Origin of the sequence: Pseudomonas wuhanensis, from assembly GCF_030687395.1 — a bacterium.
Classification (GTDB): Bacteria; Pseudomonadota; Gammaproteobacteria; order Pseudomonadales; family Pseudomonadaceae; genus Aquipseudomonas; species Aquipseudomonas wuhanensis.
Genome location: NZ_CP117430.1, coordinates 245,805 through 265,012 on the forward strand (window position 1 = coordinate 245,805; position 19,208 = coordinate 265,012).

Sequence of the window (19,208 nt, forward strand, 5' to 3'; positions counted from 1 at the left end):
CGCTGACTAGAGTGTTGTCGGCCGATATTGCAGCGCCTCGGCCAAGTGTTCACGGGTGATGCCATCGACTTGCTCAAGGTCCGCCAGAGTGCGCGCTACTTTGAGCAGTCGATGGGCCGCTCGCAGCGACAAAGTCAGCCGCTCACACGCCGTTTCCAGCCAGGTTTCGTCAACTGTGGATAACTTGCAGTGCCTGCGCAGGCCCGGTAAGTCGAGGAATGCGTTGGCACAGCCTTGGCGCTTTTGCTGCCGTTCTCGGGCATCGGCAACCAACTCGGCGGCGGTGGCAGTATCGTCGCCGGGTTTCAGCGCAGGATTTAACGCCGTGGCTTCGCGAGCAACCGTCAGGTGCAGATCGATGCGGTCCAGCAGGGGCCCCGACAGTTTGTTGCGGTAACGCTGGACCATGTCCGGTGTACAACTGCATTTACCACTGGGCTCGCCAAGATATCCACAGGGGCAGGGATTCATCGCGGCGACCAGTTGAAAGCGCGCCGGGAAGCGTACCCGGTCCTTGGCGCGGGAGATCACGATGTGGCCGGATTCCAGTGGCTCTCTCAATACCTCCAATACCTTGCGATCAAATTCCGGGAGTTCATCGAGGAACAACACGCCATGGTGGGCGAGGGTGATTTCGCCGGGTTGCGGTTTTGAACCACCGCCCACCAGTGCCGGGCCTGAAGCGGAGTGGTGTGGCTGTCGGAAAGGGCGCTGCGGCCAATGACTCAATGGCACGCAACTGGCGACAGATTGAATCGCCGCAACTTCCAGCGCTTCACTCTCGGCCAATGGCGGTAACAGTCCCGGCAGACGACTCGCCAACAACGTTTTCCCCGTCCCTGGTGGCCCACTGAACAGCAAGTTATGAGCTCCTGCCGCTGCAATCAGCAACGCGCGCTTGGCCGCGATTTGCCCCTGCACTTCGTTCAAGTCGGGATAGGGTTTGCTGGCGTAGAGCAAACCATTGGAAGCGTAGGGTGCGATGGGCGTATGGCCATTGAAATGCGCGACCGCCTCCAGCAAGTGATCCACTGCAATCACTTTCAACCCCGAAGCCAGGCAGGCCTCCTCGGCATTCGCCCGCGGCACCACCAGCGTGCGCCCGGCCTTGCGCGCAGCCAGCGCCGCCGGCAACACACCCCGAACCGCCCGCACAGCGCCCGACAACGCCAGCTCTCCCAGGCACTCCACGTCATCCAGCGTCAACGTTGGCACTTGCACACTGGCCGACAGAATCCCCAAGGCAATCGCCAGATCGAATCGCCCGCCGTCCTTCGGCAGATCGGCGGGAGCGAGATTCAAGGTGATACGCCGCGCCGGAAATTGCAGCCCCGAATTGATGATCGCGCTGCGTACTCGGTCCTTGCTTTCCTTCACGGCGGCTTCGGGCAAACCGACCATCGTCAGTGACGGCAAGCCGTTGGCCAGATGCACTTCTACGGTAACGGCGGGCGCTTCCACGCCAACCTGGGCGCGGCTGTGGACGATGGAGAGGGACATGGTCGTTCCTTGAGCTGACAGGGAACCGCTTCCTGCGGTTTTTGAAGGGTAGTCGTGGGCAGATGATTTAGCGTGGCGGCGGAGTAACCAAACTTTCGCAGGATGTTGCTGGGGGGCAAGCTGATTCCAGTCAGTTAAGCCGTAACGCGATCTGTAGCAGCTGCCGAAGGCTGCTACAAAGGTCACGTCGCGGCTGGTATTTGGGCGTAATCAACAGAGGAGCTAGATTTCTTTGTAGGACCGGGCCTGAATAGATGAAGGACTTCGGTGAAAGAGCTTGGACGCTCTTGTCGGATCGGGGTGGCTGCTTATGATCAAAGCTGATCAAGCCCTCAGGAGGGGATATGAGCAATTCTGGAATGCGGCCGATTCATCCTGGCGAAATCCTTGAAAAGGAGTTTCTTGAGCCGCTGGGTATTACAGCGGATGCTTTGGCTAGGTCGTTGAATGAGGTCGCGGGTGATGTGAGAGCTCTTGTGATGCAGGAGGGTGGTATCAGTCCTGAGCTCGCAAAGAAGCTCTCGCTCTGCCTGAAAACCACCCCCGAGTTCTGGCTAAACCTGCAATCGGCCTACGATCAGCGCAGAACCGAAATCGAGCGTGGTTGAGCTTCGGGAGCTTAAAAAGACTGCAGCACCCGCGAAGCACGCTTCCACCACGGCGCATTGACCCTACCTCGCGGTCGTTTCTCATTTGGCAGCAGTTGCGGAACATCCTGCAACCGAATCCACGGCTGGTTATTCCAGTGCAGCAAACTCAATGACATCTCCGGCCAGTTCAGCAAACTCAGGATCGGGCGCTCTGTTGAGGTGGGTTGCTGGGCGTCTCTGAGGGCTGGCACGACATCGTGGGTCAGCCATTCGCGCAGGCCTCGGTATTCGGGGCAGTAGTGGTAGATCAGTAACGCGTAGACGCCGGATTCGCTGATCAGCAGTGTGTTCTCTACTGTGCCGTGGATGAGCATTCGCACGGACTGGTGTTGGTCGGGGTCGAGTTTTCGTAACGCTCGTTCGTCGAGGAAAAGCCTTAGCAATCGGCCGAGGTCGCGGGCGCTGAACCAGGGCTGGTTTTCCAGGAGGCGGGCGTGGAGGTGGAGTTTGTGGCGGGTGAAGATGTGGGGGATTAGATAGTTTTCGTCCATGGTGCAGTTCTCGGGATCAAATGAAGAAAACTGCCTCTGATCGTCGCCAAACGAAAAAGGTGGCAGCCATGCGCGGGTTGGCGAACCGGTGACGCCCGAAAACCGGCAGACCCGAAGGTCTCCCACGCATAGCCGCCATAATTCGAGATGGGAACAAATTCCTCGGTCGAATGTGGTCGCGGTGCGTCGGGGTCTTCCAGGTCGCCAAACCCAGAGCTGAACATTCAGCTGGGGATGAGCATAGAAACTGGAGGCCTTACGACGCAATCGGACGGCGGTGGTGTTCTTTGTAGGAAGTTGCTGGGATGTTTGCGGGGCTTAAGATCAAAAGATCGCAGCCTTCGGCAGCTCCTACAGAAAACATTGAATGATCGTTCCCACGCTCTGCGTGGGAATGCATCCCGTGACGCTCTGCGTCACATCTGGAGCGGAACGCGGAGCGTCCCTGGCGGCATTCCCACGCAGAGCGCGGGAATGATCAGCTTACTCGGCGTCAGCAGGTGGGTTGAGCTTCGCTTCAAGCTCCGCCACTTTCGCTTCAAGGCTCTCCAACCGAGCCCGGGTCCGTGCCAGTACGACCATCTGGCTATCAAACTCTTCCCGGCTCACCAGGTCCAGCTTGCTGAAGCCGCTCTGCAACAGAGCCTTGAACTGGCTTTCGATTTCGCTTTTCGGCAGTGGGGTGTCGCCGCTGAAGAGGCGGGAGGCGGTGCCGCTCAGGGCGTCGAGGAAGTCTTTGGGCGCGAGCATGGGAAATGTTCCTGTCAACAATGGCGGGCAGTGTACCACGCAGTGTCTATAGTCAATCTCGGCGGCAACGGATGCACGCTTTTCGCGCATGTGGATGGGCGGCTGCGCACTGTTGTTGTGCGTAACCGTTGCGTCAATCGGCTGGAACGGCCTGCGGTAGCGGCCAAGGGCTTGAAATCAATGGGTTTTGGATAGATGGCAAGCTTTCTGCTTAGTCGCTGGTGACCCATGCACTGATGCAGTCGCTGTGACGAATGCAGTGCGCCAAGCGGAACGGGGGAAGTTTCGTGCGGAGTGGTTCGCTGGCGTCGGACGGGCAGGTAAGGCCGACGATGCGTTACAAAGCCAGGCACTGCGCTTAGACTTGAGTCGGGTTTGTTTTCCTGGGGCAAGTCCACCAATTCGGGAGAGAGTTTTCATGAAGCTAGTCACTGCCATCATCAAGCCGTTCAAACTGGACGACGTGCGCGAGTCGCTGTCCGAGATCGGCGTGCAGGGCATTACCGTTACTGAGGTCAAAGGCTTCGGTCGGCAGAAGGGTCACACCGAGCTGTATCGCGGCGCGGAGTACGTGGTCGATTTTCTGCCCAAGGTGAAGATCGATGTCGCCATTGACGACAAGGATCTGGACCGGGTTATCGAGGCGATAACCAAGGCCGCCAACACCGGCAAGATCGGTGACGGCAAGATCTTCGTGGTCAATCTGGAACAGGCGATTCGCATCCGTACCGGCGAAACCGATACCGACGCAATCTAAGCCGCCACAAACCCAACGCCCCAGGAGAAAACAATATGACTCTGCGTAAAATCGCAGGGCTAGGAGCCCTGTTGTCCCTCGTAATGCCCGGCCTGGCCATGGCGGCAGACGAAGTGGCGGCCCCAGTCCTCAATTCCGGCGATACCGCCTGGATGATGACCTCGACAGCCCTTGTGCTGTTCATGACCATTCCCGGTCTCGCGCTGTTCTACGGCGGCATGGTTCGCTCGAAAAACATTCTTTCCGTGATGATGCAGTGCTTCGCCATTACCGGTCTGATCAGCATTCTGTGGGTCATTTATGGCTACAGCATTGCGTTCGACACCACCGGCATGGAGCAGGGCGTCGTCAACTTCAACTCGTTCTTTGGCGGCATGGGCAAGGCGTTCCTCGCCGGTGTCACGCCTTCGAGCCTGACCGGTCCCGCGGCGCTGTTCCCCGAGGCGGTCTTCATTACCTTCCAGATGACTTTCGCCATCATCACCCCAGCGTTGATCGTCGGTGCTTTCGCCGAGCGGATGAAGTTCTCCGCCATGCTGATCTTCATGGGCATCTGGTTCACCCTGGTTTACGCACCGATTGCGCACATGGTCTGGTCCGGCAACGGCGGCCTGATGTGGGACTGGGGCGTGCTCGACTTCGCCGGCGGCACCGTGGTGCACATCAACGCCGGTGTGGCCGGTCTGATTGCCTGCCTGGTATTGGGCAAGCGTAAAGGCTTCCCGACCACCCCGATGGCCCCACACAACCTCGGCTACACCTTGATGGGCGCCGCGATGCTGTGGATTGGCTGGTTCGGCTTCAACGCCGGTTCCGCTGCCGCCGCTAACGGCACTGCCGGCATGGCGATGCTGGTCACCCAGATCGCCACCGCTGCTGCGGCGCTGGGCTGGATGTTTGCCGAGTGGATCACCCACGGCAAACCAAGCGCACTGGGTATCGCGTCGGGTGTTGTGGCCGGTCTGGTTGCAATCACTCCGGCGGCAGGCACCGTGGGCCCGATGGGCGCTCTGGTGATCGGTTTGGCGGCGGGCGTGGTGTGCTTCTTCTGCGCAACCACCCTGAAACGCAAACTCGGTTATGACGACTCCCTGGATGCCTTCGGCGTGCATGGCATCGGCGGTATCCTCGGTGCGATCCTGACCGGTGTGTTCGCGGCACCGGCCCTCGGTGGCTTCGGTACCGTCACCGACATTGGTGCACAAGTCTGGATTCAGTGCAAAGGCGTGGGCTTCACGGTGATCTACACCGCGATCGTCACGTTCATCATCCTCAAGGTCCTGGACGCTGTCATGGGGCTGCGTGTGACCGAGGAAGAAGAAGCTGTCGGCATCGATCTGGCGCTTCACAACGAACGCGGCTACAACTTGTAAGCACGCGCATGAAAAATTTGCCCGGCTTGCCGGGCATTTTTTTGTCCGGGATTTGTCAGTGAAGGAAGGGCTGAAAGGTTTTTTCTTACACGTTCGGTCGCGTTTACGACGGGCGTTTTTCTGCGGCCAATGGCTTACACGATTGAAGGATTATTAGGGCCTTTGTTTTTTTCCAGAGCGCGCTAGAATGCGCCCCGAACGTGCGGAGAACTGTATGTGGCAACAGACTCTGATTACCCTGCGAGCACGGCCCCGAGGCTTTCATCTGGTAACGGACGAATTACTCGCCGGCTTGCCTGAACTCAAGGCGTGTCGAGTCGGTCTGTTGCATTTGTGGCTACAGCATACCTCGGCGTCGTTGACCATCAACGAGAACGCCGATCCGGCGGTACGTCGCGACTTCGAACGATTTTTCAATCGTCTGATCCCACAAGGAACAGACGGCTATGAGCATAACGACGAAGGCCTGGACGACCTCCCGGCGCACTTCAAGGCCAGCGTACTTGGCTGTCAGCTCAGTTTGCCGATCTCGGCAGGCCGACTGGCGTTGGGGACCTGGCAAGGTGTTTATCTGGGCGAGCACCGTGATCACGGCGGTGCCCGTAAAGTCCTCGCCACCGTGCACGGTGAAGGGGCATGAAAACCGCTGGTTACCAGCGGTGGTTGATTTTTTTCCGGCAGCCGTCGACAGACGGCAAAGCTGGGCTATAACTAATCTGCTTTTCGCAAGTCATGAGGTAGAACATGAGCGACGATGATCTGGAAAACGACGACCTCGAAGTAGGCGACGAAGACGAAACCGAAGAAGGCCTGGAAGCGGCGGCAGAAGACGTCGCTGAAGATGACGGCGGTGATACGCCCGTTCCGACTGCCAAAGGCAAGGCCAAGGCTGCGGTGTCGGTCGATGAGCTGCCGAGCGTCGAAGCCAAGAACAAGGAACGCGACGCCCTGGCCAAGGCCATGGAAGAGTTTCTGGCACGGGGCGGCAAGGTGCAGGAAGTGGAGGCCAATGTGGTCGCCGATCCTCCCAAGAAGCCTGATAACAAGTACGGCAGCCGGCCTATCTAAGCGCCTGCTTCTTGCTTGCTGAACAAGCCCGCCGTCGCTGCGGGCTTTTTCATGGGCGCATAAATTCAAAGTCCGCCCTGATCCCTGTGGGAGCGGGCTTGCCCGCGATGGGGGCGTCACATTCGAAATTGATGTCGCCTGACACGCCGCTATCGCGGGCAAGTCGAATCGTCGCACCGCCGCTCCCACAGGTTATGTGTCAGGCGGAAGCCGAATTCCACCGCGCCAACAACCCCGGCAATTCCTTCAGGCTACGAATCTCGGCATCCGGCGCCTTCTCGGCTTCCCACACCTTGCCTGCCGGGTTAAACCAGATTGCCCGCAACCCCGCCTGCTGGGCACCGGCAATGTCATCGCCAGGATGATCGCCGATATGCACCGCTGTTTCGGCGGTTGCGCCGCCACGCTGCAGTGCTTCATGAAACAGTCGCGCATCGGGCTTGGCGATACCGATGTCTTCGGCGCACAGGGCAAACTTGAAGTAGTCCGCCAGCCCCAGCCGACGCACATCGGCATTGCCGTTGGTAACCACGCCTAAGGCGTAATGCTTGGCCAGCGTCTCCAGCGTCGGCTCAACTTCAGGAAACACTTCGATCTGATGCCGCGCATGCAGAAACACTTCGAAACCCTGATCGGCCAAGTCGCAAGCTACGGTATATCCGTAACCGGCTTCTTCCAGCGCATGGAACAACACCCGCCGCCGCAGGGCGCTGATGCGGTGCTTGAGGCTCGGTTCGTTGCTCAATACCCGCTCGCGAATCGACCACAAATGCTCCACCGGCACCGCGCCCAGGCTCGGCGCATGCTCGGTCAGCCATTCACGCAATATGGCTTCGGCGCTGGCGATCACTGGTGCGGTGTTCCACAGGGTGTCGTCGAGGTCGAAGGTGATCAATTGGATGGTCATGAATCATCGCCTTTAATGCGTTTGGCCCGTGGATGGGCACTGTCGTAGACCGTCGCCAGGTGCTGGAAGTCCAGGTGGGTGTAGATCTGGGTGGTCTTGATGTCCGAGTGGCCGAGCAGTTCCTGTACCGCCCGCAAGTCCTGGGAGGACTCCAGCAAATGGCTGGCGAAGGAGTGTCGCAACATATGTGGGTGCAGGTTCTGCCCTAGTTCGCGCTCGCCGGCGGCCTTGACCCGTACCTGAATCGCCCGAGGGCCGAGGCGCCGGCCTTGCTGGCTGACAAACACCGCGTCGTCCGCCGGGTTGGTCATGGCTCGTAGCGGCAGCCACAACTCCAGCGCTTCGCGAGCCTTTTTACCGACCGGCAACAGGCGGGTTTTACTGCCCTTACCTAGCACCTGAACCATACCGTCAGCCAGATCCAGCTGATCAAGATTGAGCCCCGTCAATTCAGAAAGCCGCAGGCCGGAGGAGTAGAACAGTTCCAGAATCGCCTGGTCCCGACGCGCCAGAAAATCATCCTCCACGGCGCCTTCAAGCAGTTGCAGCGCGCGGTCAGTGTCGAGGGTTTTCGGCAGGCGGCGCTCACCCTTGGGCGGTGCCAGGCCATTGGCCGGGTCGTGGTCGCACAGACCTTCGCGGTTCAGATAATGATAGAGCCCGCGCACTGCCGACAACAGCCGCGCCAGGCTGCGGGACGATTGACCCTGGGAATGCAGGCGAGCGATCAGGCTGCGCAGGCGCTGGATGTCCAGCGCGGCCCAGCTGTCGATGTTCTGTTTGACGCACCAGCCCAGCACTTTGTCGAGGTCGCGGCGGTAGGCGTACAGCGTGTGCGGCGACACCTGTCGCTCACTGCGCAGGTGTTCGCAGTAAGCGTCCAGTTGTCGTTCCACGATCAGCGTACCGAGCGCAGGGAGTTATTGACCCGTGGCAGCACGCGGCCCATGACTTCGGCGATGTAACTCAAAAACAGCGTGCCCACCGAGCTCTTGTAGTGCTGCGGATCGCGGCTGGCGATGGCCAGAACACCATGGATGCCCTGGTAGCTGATGGCGACGACGGCGGTGGAGCCGATCTGCTTGCGCTGTTCTTCGCCGAACAGGAAGTCCAGTTCGTGTTCCCGCAGGCTGCCGCTGACGCTTTTATCTTCCGAGAGCAAGCCGCCGATGGCCGTTTGCGCGTCGGCATGCGTCACCCAGCGGCCTACCGGCATCGGGTTGTCGCCCAGCAGGATCAGGCTGACGAAGGGCACCTGGAAATCCTGGCGAAGACTGTCTTCAACGCTGATCACCACATCTTCCAGGCTGGTGGCGTCCATCAGCGTGAGGATCAGGCGGCGGGTCTTGTCGAAGAGTCGATCGTTGTCCCGGGCCACGTCCATCAAATGCGAGAGGCGATGACGCAACTCGATGTTGCGGTCGCGCAGAATCGTCATCTGGCGTTCGACCAGCGAAATGGTGTCGCCGCGCTGGTGCGGAATGCGCAGGGCCGGGAGCAGTTCTTCATGCTCGATGAAGAAATCCGGATGAGCCTCCAGGTACGCGGCAATCGCCGCCGCCTCAAGGCTTTCGGAAGGGGATTCGTCGGGCTGTAGGGCGGGAACCTGGGGCTTGTCGGTCATGGATTTGGCTCACTCAAAGACGCACTTGTCCTTCGTATACGCGCACTGCCGGGCCGGTCATCATGACCGGTTGGCCAGGGCCTGCCCATTCAATGGACAGACGCCCGCCGGGCAGGTCGATCAATAGCGGCGAATCCATCCACCCCTGGCTGATCGCAGCCACTGCAGCTGCGCAAGCGCCGGTACCGCAGGCCTGGGTTTCTCCGGCGCCACGTTCCCAGACGCGCAACTGCGCGCGGTTCCGGTCGATGACCTGGAGAAAACCGACATTGACCCGTGCCGGGAAGCGCGGGTGATGTTCGATTTTCGGCCCCAGTTCATGCACCGGTGCTTTGTTGATGTCGCTGACCCGCAACACGGCATGGGGGTTGCCCATGGACACCGCAGCCAGTTCGACCATGGTGCCGTCGACGTCGACCTGATAGCTCAGGGCCTGGCTCGGCGCTTCGAACGGAATCTCGGCCGGGACCAGGCGTGGGGCGCCCATGTTGACGCTGATCTGGCCATCGTTGCGCACGTCCAGTTCGATGATGCCGCTTTTAGTCTCGACGCGAATCTGCCGCTTGGCGGTCAGGCGCTTGTCGAGCACGAAGCGGGCGAAGCAGCGCGCACCGTTGCCGCACTGTTCCACCTCGGAGCCGTCGGCGTTGAAGATCCGATAGCGGAAATCCACATCCGGGTTGCTGGGCGCCTCGACGATCAGCAACTGGTCGAACCCGATGCCGGTGTGCCGATCGCCCCACTGCTTGGCATGCTTGGGCAGGATGTGCGCGTGCTGGCTGACCAGGTCGAGAACCATGAAGTCGTTGCCCAGGCCGTGCATCTTGGTAAAACGCAGCAGCATGGGTTTACTCCGGCAGCAGGCTTTCGCCAGCAAACAACTCGGCTACCGTCTCACGGCGACGCACTTCAAATGCCTGATCACCGTCCACCAACACTTCAGCGGCACGGCCGCGGGTGTTGTAGTTGGAACTCATGACAAACCCATAGGCACCGGCCGAATGCACGGCCAGCAGGTCGCCTTCTTCCAGCGCCAGTTGACGATCCTTGGCCAGGAAGTCACCGGTTTCGCAGATCGGGCCGACGATGTCGTAGGCGCGAGCGGCGCTGTTACGCGGGCGCACGGCGGTGACGTCCATCCAGGCTTGATACAGCGCCGGGCGGATCAGGTCGTTCATGGCCGCGTCGACGATGGCGAAGTCTTTGTGTTCGGTGTGCTTGAGGTACTCGACCTGGGTCAGTAGTACGCCGGCGTTGGCGACGACGAAACGACCCGGCTCGAACACCAGCGCCAGGTCACGACCGTCGAGACGCTCGCGCACGGCCTTGATGTAGTCGGCAGCCAATGGCGGCTCTTCATCGCGATAACGCACGCCCAAACCACCACCGAGATCGATGTGGCGCAGGTAGATGCCGCAATCGCCGAGGCGGTCGACCAGGCCCAGCAGGCGGTCGAGGGCGTCGATGAATGGCGGCAGGGTGGTCAGTTGCGAACCGATGTGGCAATCGACGCCGACGACTTCCAGGTTAGGCAGTTGCGCGGCGCGGATGTACACGTCTTCGGCGTCGGCGATGGCGATGCCGAACTTGTTCTCTTTGAGACCGGTGGAGATGTACGGGTGAGTGCCGGCATCGACGTCCGGGTTGACGCGCAGCGAGATCGGCGCGCGAACGCCCAGCTCGGCGGCCACCACTTGCAGGCGTTCGAGCTCATCGGTGGACTCGACGTTGAAGCAGTGCACGCCGACTTCCAGGGCGCGACGCATGTCGTCACGGGTCTTGCCGACACCGGAGAACACGATCTTGTCGGCGCTGCCGCCAGCGGCCAGTACGCGCTCCAGCTCGCCACGGGAAACGATGTCGAAACCGGCGCCAATACGCGCCAGGACATTCAGTACACCCAGGTTGGAGTTGGCCTTGACCGCAAAACAGACCAGGTGAGGCGTGCCGGCCAGCGCATCGGCGTAAGCCAGGTATTGGGCTTCGATGTGGGCACGGGAGTAGACGTAGGTCGGTGTACCAAAGCGTTCGGCGATGGCGGACAGGGCAACACCTTCCGCGAACAGCTCACCGTCACGGTAGTTAAAAGCGTCCATAGCGTTCCCTTAGTAGACGTCGTGCTTGTGTGCTTTGGAGGCAGGCTGCTGTTGCGAGGACTTGGCCTGCTCGGCAGGATCCTGGTTCTCATCAGGCAGGTACAGCGGGCCTTTTTGACCACAGGCCGACACCAGGCAGGCAACCGCGACGAGCGCAGCAAGGGAAGAGATCAGGCGCTTCATGGCGAAATCCTTGAAAATGCATTAATTGCGCCGGAGTATACCGGCCACCCGGCAGCTTGCCTATGCGACGGGGCTCCCGTCCAGCGGGGCTTGGCCTGATGTGCGTCGGTTTAATGCAATCCCTGTGGGAGCGGGCTTGCCCGCGAAGGCGTTGGTTCAGTCAGCAAAGATATTGAATGTACTGACCCCTTCGCGGGCAAGCCCGCTCCCACAGATCGGTGCTTGGACGTTATCCTTTGCAATCACCGGGGCTCGGCCGTATCTTGCGGCGCTTGAGCGTGAGTAGACACTTTTTGAGGTTCCCGCAATGAGTTTGACCGAAGCCCGTTTCCACGACCTGGTCGATGCAACCCAGCAGTCGCTGGAGGATATTTTCGACGAGAGTGGCCTGGATATCGATCTGGAGAGTTCGGCGGGTGTACTCACCGTCAAGTTCGAAAACGGCAGCCAATTGATCTTCAGTCGTCAGGAACCGCTGCGTCAGCTGTGGCTGGCGGCGGTATCCGGCGGCTTCCACTTTGATTACGACGCAGAAAGCGAGCGCTGGATGTGTGACAAGAGTGAGGAGCAGCTCGGTGAGATGCTTGAGCGCATCGTCAAGCAGCAAGCCGACGTCGAACTCGATTTCGAAGGGCTGTGAGATCGTGACCCAGCCTGCGCCCGTTCGTCCGCCCAAACCGCTTTACAGCAATGTCAGCCCGGCGGTGCCGTCGCCGTGCAGTGGTGTGTGTCGGCTGGATGAACAGAAGGTCTGCCTGGGGTGTTTCCGTCATGTCGAAGATATTCGTGAATGGCGCTCGGCGGATGATGAGCGGCGGCGAGTGATTTGTGCGCAGGCTGCACAACGCAAAGTCTTGGCTTAAGGGCTTTTGTGGCGAGGGAGCTTGCTCCCGCTCGGTTGCGAAGCGGCCGCAAGATTTTGAGGGCCGCTCCGCGCCCCAGCGGGAGCAAGCTCCCTCGCCACAATGGTCAGCGCAGGGCCGTGGTCGCCTCCTGGCTTGTATATTTATTGAGCTGTGATAGTGTCCAGATACGCCTCAACCCATCGAGGCTCGTGAAAACCCCGCCTTTTTTCTGGCGGGGTTTTGCTTTTTTCGTGCAGAAGAAAGGAGTCTGCCCTGATCATGACCGCACCTTCCATCACCCTTACCCGTCTGGACGTACAGCGTCTGGAGCGCCTGATCGACAGCCTGGATGACACGCTGCCGGGCGTTATCGCGCTGCAAACCGAACTGGATCGCGCCGATACCCTGGTCGGTCACGAAGAGGTGCCAGCCGATGTCGTGACCATGAACTCCCGTGTGCATTGCCGTGAAGAAAGCAGCGGCAAGGACTATCACCTGACCCTGGTTTACCCCAAGGATGCCAACGCCGACGAAGGCAAGATCTCCATTCTGGCGCCAGTGGGCAGTGCGTTGCTGGGTTTGAAAGTCGGTCAGCACATTGACTGGCCAGCTCCGGGCGGCAAGACCTTGAAGCTGACCCTGCTGGAAGTTGAATCGCAGCCTGCCCATGGCGGCGACTTCCCGGAATAACATCCCTTCAGACCTGCTCGAGCGCCTCGTTCAGTGCGCGTTCCAGGTCGGCCTTGTAGCGCAGATACAGCTGAGTTGAACCCTGACCATCACCGAGCAGGCCCGACAGGTCCAGGTCGGTGATGTAGCAGCGATAGCGTTCAGTCTCGCGGCGCTGCTCGACGATTTCCCCGGCGACCACACTGAACAGTTGGTCGCCATATTCCAGCTCCGAAAATTCCCGCTGTTTGCAATACAACGTGACCTGCACCTGCCCTGGTGCGGCCTTGCCGATGATCGCCTGCACATCATAAAACGGTTTGTTGACCGGCGTTTGCGGCGCCGGCCGGGCTTCGGCCCGACGCGCCCGTGCGGTACCTGAAGGCAACAACTGGTAATACAAAGTCTCCAGGCTCAGCGGCTGGGCGGCGTCCATCGGCAGCAAGGCGTCGCGCCGATACTGGATCGATTGCAGGAAACGTTGCAGCGGCACCAGCAGGCTTTGTTCGTCGTGATAGGGCAAGCGTTGTTGCCACAAGGCATTGAACTCATCCAGTACGTACAGATCGGCCTGGTGTTCGTTGATCCGGTAGAACACCTGAATGCAGTCGGGTTGCCCCATGGGCAGGATCAGCGCCAGGTCGTGGTCTTCCAGTGCCATCGGGTCCAGATGCAACGGGCTGTAGCTCGCCAGTTCTTCGCCGAGGTAGTCAAGCAGTGCCGGCAGCGTGGCGAGGGCGACGTGATTGACTTGGCCGGGCACCAGTTCCAGCACGTGGTAATGCTGCTGGACCTGAATCAGGTAACGATGATTGAGTTTGCTCAGCAGCAGGTTCTGCGCGGTGTCGAGGATTTCTTCGACCCGCCGGGCAATGAATTGCGCGCGGTTGTGGCAGAAGCACCGCACCCGCAGCTTGGGCTGTTGTGGCCCGTCCGGCAGATTGTTGAGGTAATCGCGCAGGCAGTCGAGCAGGGCGTGGGGGCCGTCAAAGCGGCTGACCAGCACCTCGTTCCAGCTATTGAGCGTGACCTGATCCAGGGTCAGCACCAGGTTTTCCCGCACACCGGCATAGCTCAGGGAGTCAGTGCGCTCGGTGGTCATCAGGATGTTCAGGTCGCGATGGTGCTTGAGCGGGTCGATGCCGACGTTCACCAGAATCAGTACTTCGCTCGGCACACTGGCGCGCAGCAAAGGCTCTTCGGCGACAGTGGTCAAAGGCAGGGCGATGCTTTGTTGCAGGCTGCCGAGCAGGTTGAACAGTTCGAACTCGCTCAAGTCGCTGGTGCCTGGGTGCAGGGCCAGGCGGGTGCTGCTGTCGATCACGCCGTTACGGTGGCACCAGGTGAGCAGTTCCAGTAACTGACGACTGCGCTTGATCGGTGCGAAATGCTCCCACTCGTGGGCGGTCAGGCTGCCGTTGTACAAACCCCATTGGGTTTGCCCCGGTTCCTTCTTGTTGGGTGCCTCCACCAGCGTCAGGGTGTCTTCGGCCAGATCGGGAGCGATGCCCGGGTTGATGAATTCGACCTTGTCGGCCTTGCGCTCGAAGGCGGCATACAGCCGCCGGCCCAGCACATTGAGGTCGCGTTTGTTGATCAGGCTGACGGTCTGCTCGTTGCGGGCAAACTGCGTCAGGAAGCGGTAGCTGTAATTCAGCTCGCCGACCAAGGCTCTGCGTTCGGCACTGACCTGGCGGACTTTCCACTGGCTGCGGCTGTCGAGCAATGCGAGCTGACGCTGATCCCAATGCCATTCGTGGGCCAGGCGTTCGAGCAATGAACGCTGCCAGCTCTGGTTGCGACCGCTGCTGCCGGTGAGCTTGCGGTTGACCTTCAAGTACAGCGCGCGGCGTACCAGCTCCAGCCGTTCCAGTTCGCCCCGGGCCGTGAGGTATTCCTCGATGCGCCGGTAAACCACGACGTATGGATCCAGTTCGTCGAGGTCCAGTCGATTGGCAAACACCGCCTGCTTGAAACGCAGGCTCAGGCAGTGGACCTTGGGGTGTTCGCTGGCGTAGACCTCGGTCAGCAGCAGTTTGAGCACTGATTTGTACGGTGACTCGATGCCTTTGAATAACTGCCAGAGCCCGGCCCCGATGAATTCTCCGGGCGGGATGTACGCCAGATGCCCCAGGTCCAGGGTTTCGTCGGCACGGATGAAACGCTTGGATAACAGCGTATGGGTATACCGGTCGTACGCTGCCTCTTCATAAACCGGCACCAGCCACCAGATGGGTGTACGGCCGGCCAGCCAGATCGCGGTGCGGTAGAACTCGTCCAGCAGCAGGTAGTGCTGGGTGGTGCCGCAGTCTTCCGAACTCAGTTGGGTATCGCGCTCGCCGAGCACGAAGCGAGCCGGGTCGATCAGAAAGAAATGCGCCTCGGCACCCTGGCTGGCGGCCCATATCTCAAGCAGCTGGCATTTCTTGCGCAGCTCTGTGAGCTCGCTTTCGCTCAAGTCCGGTCCGTGACAGACCCATACGTCCATGTCGCTCTGATCGGCCTGGGCCAGGGTGCCGAGGCTGCCCATCAGGAACAGACCGTGAATCGGTCGCGGCGGATTGCTGCCGTGGCGCGGCTTATAGGAAAACGAGCGAGTCAGGCGCTGGGCTTCGGCGAGGGCGTTGGCGTCCGGTTCGTAATTCGACAGCCCGGCCGGGGTGCTACCCGAAACATAACCCGGCAACAGCGGATGATTGACATGGAAAAACAGCGGCAGCAGGGTCAGAACCGTTTGCTGGCGGGTCGACAACCCTTCCATGGCACGGGCCATCCGGCCCTCGTTGAGCTTCAGAAAGCGGGCGCGCAGTTGGCTGAGAACCTTGCGGTCGATTCCCTCGTCCAGATCGGGGCGGATTTCATGGGTACGGGTCATGTCAGCTCAATCCGGCTCGCGGGGCTCGGACGTGGGAGGGCTCGGGATGAGGGGCAGTTTAGCGCCTCGGCCTCGGGACTTTTCAGCTGATTTTGTGTTTCTGGCGTCAGATTTCTATCGCGCGGCGACAGCGGGCACCCAAGTGTGCCCGCGGAAATCCCGTGACAGAGGTTTCCGTGGGCGATGCGGCGATGCTCAGGCTGTTTCGCGCACGGACAGAATGGTTAGAACGGTTTGCACATTTTGTGCAGCGTCACGCCCCAGGCTGGTCAGATAACCGCCATCGGGCTGGGTGATCAATTCTTTGTCGAACAGTCTTTGGGCGGCGGCAATGGCTTTCGGGGCAGCGGTCTGATGAATTTTCAAACCTTCCTGGGAACTGTCCAGGTTGAAGAGGGCGAGGATTTCCAGTTCGGCAACCAACTCAGGGGTAAGCGACATAAGGACTCCAGACTTTCTAGGAATTGGACGATAGCGCTCCTAAGGTGATCCCACTCGCGCAGCATGTCCAGCGCTCGTAACAGGGTTTTTTGCCTCGGGGTGGTTTCCAGTTTAGTCAGCGTCTGGGGCAAGGCGGTATTGATTGGTGACAATCTGTGTGGAGGCGGGCCGCTGTGGCGAGGGAGCTTGCTCCCGTTGGGTCGCGAAGCGGCCCCAAAGCTTTGCGACTGCTGCGCAGCCGAACGGGAGCAAGCTACCTCGCCACAAAAGCCCCGTGACAGCGCTGGGTTATTTTTTTTCCGGCGGCAACTCTGGCAGCGCGCGCAGTGCGGTTTCGTACCATTCGGTGTTGAACGCGCGGTCTTCTTCGAGGATCGCGTCGATTTCCACAGCCAGCACGTGGGCCATCAGGTTGAGGATTTCTTCACGCTCGTAACCCACCAGGGTCAGTTTGTTGAAGGTCGCCTTGGCCGCTGGCGGGTTATCGCTTTCGATCTGGTTCTCGATCGCTTCGATCAGCGTCGTTTCAGCGAATTCTTCTTCGTCGTTGTCGATGTCGTTTTGCTCGCTCATGGCAGGCTCCTCAAGGAAAGGCGGCCAGTTTACCTGCATTCAGCGCTGTGATGCTTCTGGCAAGAAGTGCCCGGGCGTTCTATAACTGGCGCTGCCAACCCCCTGCACGGCCTGGAGGCTATGTAATGCTCAAGCTTTATGGATTTTGCGTCAGCAACTACTACAACATGGTCAAGCTGGCGTTGCTGGAGAAGGGACTGCCATTTGAAGAGGTGCCGTTTTACCCAGGCACCAGCCCCGAGGCGCTGGCGATCAGCCCGCGCGGCAAGGTTCCTGTGTTGGGCGTCGAACAAGGTTTCATCAATGAAACCAGCGTGATTCTCGAGTACCTCGAGCAGAGCCAGAAAGGCACGCCGCTGTTGTCGAGCGACCCCTTCGAGCGAGCGCAGGCGCTGGCTTTGGCCAAGGAAATCGAGTTGTACATCGAGCTGCCGGCGCGCGCCTGCTACCCCGCAGCGTTTTTCGGCATGTCCGTGCCGGAGGCTATCCAGGAAAAGACCAAGGCTGAGTTACTGCTGGGGTTCGCCTCGCTGGGCAGGCACGGCAAATTTGCCCCTTACGTAGCGGGTGACAGTCTCAGCATTGCGGATTTGTATTTCCTGTACAGCGTGCCGATGGCGTGTGCTGTGGCGCAGAAGCTGCTCGATATTGATCTGCTGGCCAAGATGCCAGCGGCAAGGGCGCTGCTGGAACGTTTGGAGCAGAATCTGCATGTGCAGCGGATCGCAAAGGACAAGAACGCGGCGATGCCTGCGTTTCTGCAGATGATCGCGTCCAAAAAGTAGGTTTTGTAGTGCTCTGAAGTCAGTCATCGCGGGCAAGCCCGCTCCCACAGGTTTCTCTGTCTGCCATAGATTTTGGCCAGTCGGAGATCCTTGTGGGAGCGGGCTTGCCCGCGATGCTTTTAGCGGCTGGCGAGCAGTGCCTGACCGCGTACAACAGCCTTTTTGACCTGCGCTGGCGCAGTCCCGCCGATATGGTCACGGGCATTCACCGAGCCTTCCAGGGTCAGCACGGCAAATACGTCCTGCTCGATCTGATCGCTGAACTTGCGCAGTTCTTCCAGGCTCATTTCCGCCAGGTCCTTGCCGCTTTCCACGCCGTACTTCACCGCGTGGCCAACGATTTCGTGGCAATCACGGAACGGCAGGCCACGGCGAACCAGATAGTCAGCCAGGTCGGTGGCGGTGGAGAAACCGCGCAGAGCCGCTTCGCGCATCATCGCGTGTTTCGGCTTGATCGCCGGGATCATGTCGGCAAAGGCCCGCAGCGAATCGCGCAGAGTGTCGGCGGCGTCGAACAGCGGTTCCTTGTCTTCCTGGTTGTCCTTGTTGTAGGCCAGCGGCTGGCCTTTCATCAGGGTCAGCAGGCCCATCAGCGCGCCGAATACCCGGCCAGTCTTGCCGCGAACCAGCTCTGGGACGTCCGGGTTTTTCTTTTGCGGCATGATCGAGCTGCCGGTGCAGAAACGGTCCGGCAGATCGATGAACTGGAACTGTGCGCTGGTCCACAGCACCAGCTCTTCGGAGAACCGCGACAAGTGCATCATCGCGATGCTCGCGGCCGAGCAGAACTCGATGGCGAAGTCGCGATCGGACACGTTGTCCAGGGAATTACCGCCGACGGCGTCGAAGCCCAGCAGTTGAGCGGTGTATTCGCGGTCGATCGGGTAAGTGGTGCCGGCCAGCGCGGCACTGCCCAGCGGCATGCGATTGGTGCGCTTGCGGCAGTCCACCAGACGCTCGTAGTCGCGGCTGAGCATTTCGAACCAGGCCAGCATGTGGTGCCCGAAGGTCACCGGCTGCGCGGTTTGCAGGTGAGTGAAGCCCGGCATGATGCTGGCGGCTTCGCGCTCGGCCTGCTCCAGCAAGCCTTGTTGCAGGCGAGTGATTTCGCTGAGGATCAGGTCGATCTCGTCACGCAGCCACAGGCGGATGTCAGTGGCGACCTGGTCGTTACGGCTGCGACCGGTATGCAGCTTTTTACCGGTGACGCCGATGCGGTCGGTCAGACGCGCCTCGATGTTCATGTGCACGTCTTCAAGGTCGATGCGCCAGTCGAACTGGCCGGCCTCGATTTCACCCTGGATGGTTTTCAGGCCATCGATGATGCTGTCGCGCTCGGCATCGGTCAGCACGCCGACCTTGGCCAGCATGCTGGCGTGGGCGATCGAGCCCATGATGTCGTGGCGATACAGGCGCTGGTCGAAGGTGACGGAGGCGGTGAAGCGGGCGACGAAGGCGTCGACGGGTTCACTGAAGCGGCCGCCCCAGGACTGATTGGTCTTGTCAGTGCTCATGAATTCGCTCGTATCGGCTTGAAGAAAGATGGCGTGGAACGCTGACGCGGATAATAACAGGGTTGCCAATCCTGTCGCTGACACTGGTCGACAGGTTTTTTCTCATC

22 protein-coding genes are annotated in these 19,208 nt (G+C 60.2%); 9 read left to right on the forward strand and 13 right to left on the reverse strand.

The genetic code is table 11. The features are described from left to right. Positions 1-6: 6 nt before the first annotated feature. A complete protein-coding gene (locus tag PSH88_RS01105; RefSeq protein ID WP_305424552.1) occupies positions 7-1,500 on the reverse strand; it encodes a YifB family Mg chelatase-like AAA ATPase in 1,494 nt (497 codons plus the stop codon). 344 nt (positions 1,501-1,844) lie between these two features. Here PSH88_RS01105 and PSH88_RS01110 point away from each other — a divergent pair, with 344 nt between their 5' ends. Next, positions 1,845-2,108, forward strand: coding sequence for a HigA family addiction module antitoxin (locus PSH88_RS01110; RefSeq protein WP_305424553.1), 264 nt, complete (start codon positions 1,845-1,847; stop codon positions 2,106-2,108). Between the two features lie 11 nt (positions 2,109-2,119). On the opposite strand, the gene PSH88_RS01115 is transcribed toward PSH88_RS01110, so the two are convergent. Together PSH88_RS01115 and PSH88_RS01120 are read right to left on the reverse strand one after the other, a co-directional pair. Then, complete coding sequence (locus PSH88_RS01115; RefSeq protein WP_305424554.1) at positions 2,120-2,641, reverse strand: BRO-N domain-containing protein; 522 nt, start codon at positions 2,639-2,641, stop codon at positions 2,120-2,122. Between the two features lie 483 nt (positions 2,642-3,124). Continuing rightward, a complete protein-coding gene (locus tag PSH88_RS01120) occupies positions 3,125-3,391 on the reverse strand; it encodes an accessory factor UbiK family protein (protein ID WP_007894783.1) in 267 nt (88 codons plus the stop codon). 418 nt (positions 3,392-3,809) lie between these two features. On the opposite strand from PSH88_RS01120, the gene glnK reads away from it, so the two are divergent. The 4 genes from glnK (at position 3,810) to sutA (ending at position 6,589) form a co-directional block, all read left to right on the forward strand. After that, the gene (gene glnK / locus PSH88_RS01125; protein WP_002555808.1) at positions 3,810-4,148 is read left to right on the forward strand and encodes a P-II family nitrogen regulator; all 339 of its coding nucleotides are present in this window, start codon (positions 3,810-3,812) and stop codon (positions 4,146-4,148) included. A gap of 35 nt (positions 4,149-4,183) precedes the next feature. Next, on the forward strand, positions 4,184-5,521 hold the full coding sequence (locus PSH88_RS01130) for an ammonium transporter (protein WP_030129121.1): 1,338 nt from the start codon (positions 4,184-4,186) through the stop codon (positions 5,519-5,521). A gap of 214 nt (positions 5,522-5,735) precedes the next feature. Beyond that, positions 5,736-6,161, forward strand: coding sequence for a secondary thiamine-phosphate synthase enzyme YjbQ (locus tag PSH88_RS01135; RefSeq protein ID WP_007989493.1), 426 nt, complete (start codon positions 5,736-5,738; stop codon positions 6,159-6,161). Between the two features lie 104 nt (positions 6,162-6,265). Further along, complete coding sequence (sutA, locus tag PSH88_RS01140; protein ID WP_030129119.1) at positions 6,266-6,589, forward strand: transcriptional regulator SutA; 324 nt, start codon at positions 6,266-6,268, stop codon at positions 6,587-6,589. A gap of 199 nt (positions 6,590-6,788) precedes the next feature. Here the strand turns inward: sutA and PSH88_RS01145 are convergent, their stop codons facing one another. The 6 genes from PSH88_RS01145 to lptM are packed head-to-tail and all read right to left on the reverse strand — an operon-like array spanning position 6,789 to position 11,399. After that, positions 6,789-7,496 (reverse strand): HAD family hydrolase, encoded by a 708-nt coding sequence (locus PSH88_RS01145; RefSeq protein ID WP_305424555.1) that lies wholly within the window; start codon positions 7,494-7,496, stop codon positions 6,789-6,791. Then, positions 7,493-8,392, reverse strand: coding sequence for a tyrosine recombinase XerC (gene xerC / locus PSH88_RS01150; protein ID WP_007942372.1), 900 nt, complete (start codon positions 8,390-8,392; stop codon positions 7,493-7,495). Before xerC ends, PSH88_RS01145 begins: the two co-directional genes overlap by 4 nt. A 2-nt stretch (positions 8,393-8,394) precedes the next feature. Beyond that, the gene (locus PSH88_RS01155) at positions 8,395-9,120 is read right to left on the reverse strand and encodes a DUF484 family protein (protein WP_305424556.1); all 726 of its coding nucleotides are present in this window, start codon (positions 9,118-9,120) and stop codon (positions 8,395-8,397) included. Between the two features lie 13 nt (positions 9,121-9,133). After that, complete coding sequence (gene dapF, locus PSH88_RS01160; protein ID WP_305424557.1) at positions 9,134-9,964, reverse strand: diaminopimelate epimerase; 831 nt, start codon at positions 9,962-9,964, stop codon at positions 9,134-9,136. Between the two features lie 4 nt (positions 9,965-9,968). Then, the gene (gene lysA / locus PSH88_RS01165) at positions 9,969-11,216 is read right to left on the reverse strand and encodes a diaminopimelate decarboxylase (RefSeq protein WP_305424558.1); all 1,248 of its coding nucleotides are present in this window, start codon (positions 11,214-11,216) and stop codon (positions 9,969-9,971) included. A gap of 9 nt (positions 11,217-11,225) precedes the next feature. Further along, on the reverse strand, positions 11,226-11,399 hold the full coding sequence (lptM, locus tag PSH88_RS01170) for an LPS translocon maturation chaperone LptM (protein ID WP_123720251.1): 174 nt from the start codon (positions 11,397-11,399) through the stop codon (positions 11,226-11,228). A gap of 307 nt (positions 11,400-11,706) precedes the next feature. Between lptM and cyaY the strand changes: the two genes are divergently transcribed. The 3 genes from cyaY to rnk all read left to right on the forward strand — a co-directional run bounded on the left by cyaY (position 11,707) and on the right by rnk (position 12,934). Then, positions 11,707-12,039, forward strand: a complete 333-nt coding sequence (gene cyaY, locus PSH88_RS01175) for an iron donor protein CyaY (RefSeq protein ID WP_030129113.1) — start codon at positions 11,707-11,709, stop codon at positions 12,037-12,039. Positions 12,040-12,043: 4 nt separating this feature from the next. Continuing rightward, complete coding sequence (locus PSH88_RS01180; protein ID WP_253417645.1) at positions 12,044-12,262, forward strand: DUF1289 domain-containing protein; 219 nt, start codon at positions 12,044-12,046, stop codon at positions 12,260-12,262. Between the two features lie 261 nt (positions 12,263-12,523). Beyond that, entirely contained in the window at positions 12,524-12,934 is a 411-nt protein-coding gene (gene rnk, locus PSH88_RS01185) for a nucleoside diphosphate kinase regulator (protein ID WP_305424561.1), read from the forward strand. Positions 12,935-12,941: 7 nt separating this feature from the next. Here rnk and PSH88_RS01190 read toward each other — a convergent pair whose 3' ends face one another. From PSH88_RS01190 to PSH88_RS01200, 3 genes are all read right to left on the reverse strand, one after another. Beyond that, positions 12,942-15,788 carry a class I adenylate cyclase gene (locus PSH88_RS01190; RefSeq protein ID WP_305424562.1) on the reverse strand — a complete coding sequence of 949 codons (2,847 nt, stop codon included), beginning with the start codon at positions 15,786-15,788 and terminating at the stop codon, positions 12,942-12,944. Positions 15,789-15,983: 195 nt separating this feature from the next. Further along, entirely contained in the window at positions 15,984-16,229 is a 246-nt protein-coding gene (locus PSH88_RS01195) for a TIGR02647 family protein (protein WP_007894898.1), read from the reverse strand. A gap of 288 nt (positions 16,230-16,517) precedes the next feature. After that, positions 16,518-16,802, reverse strand: a complete 285-nt coding sequence (locus PSH88_RS01200; RefSeq protein ID WP_305424563.1) for a hypothetical protein — start codon at positions 16,800-16,802, stop codon at positions 16,518-16,520. A gap of 125 nt (positions 16,803-16,927) precedes the next feature. On the opposite strand from PSH88_RS01200, the gene PSH88_RS01205 reads away from it, so the two are divergent. Continuing rightward, positions 16,928-17,587, forward strand: coding sequence for a glutathione S-transferase family protein (locus tag PSH88_RS01205; RefSeq protein ID WP_305424564.1), 660 nt, complete (start codon positions 16,928-16,930; stop codon positions 17,585-17,587). Positions 17,588-17,706: 119 nt separating this feature from the next. Here the strand turns inward: PSH88_RS01205 and argH are convergent, their stop codons facing one another. Next, positions 17,707-19,101 carry an argininosuccinate lyase gene (gene argH, locus PSH88_RS01210; RefSeq protein ID WP_305424565.1) on the reverse strand — a complete coding sequence of 465 codons (1,395 nt, stop codon included), beginning with the start codon at positions 19,099-19,101 and terminating at the stop codon, positions 17,707-17,709. Positions 19,102-19,208 lie beyond the last annotated feature (107 nt).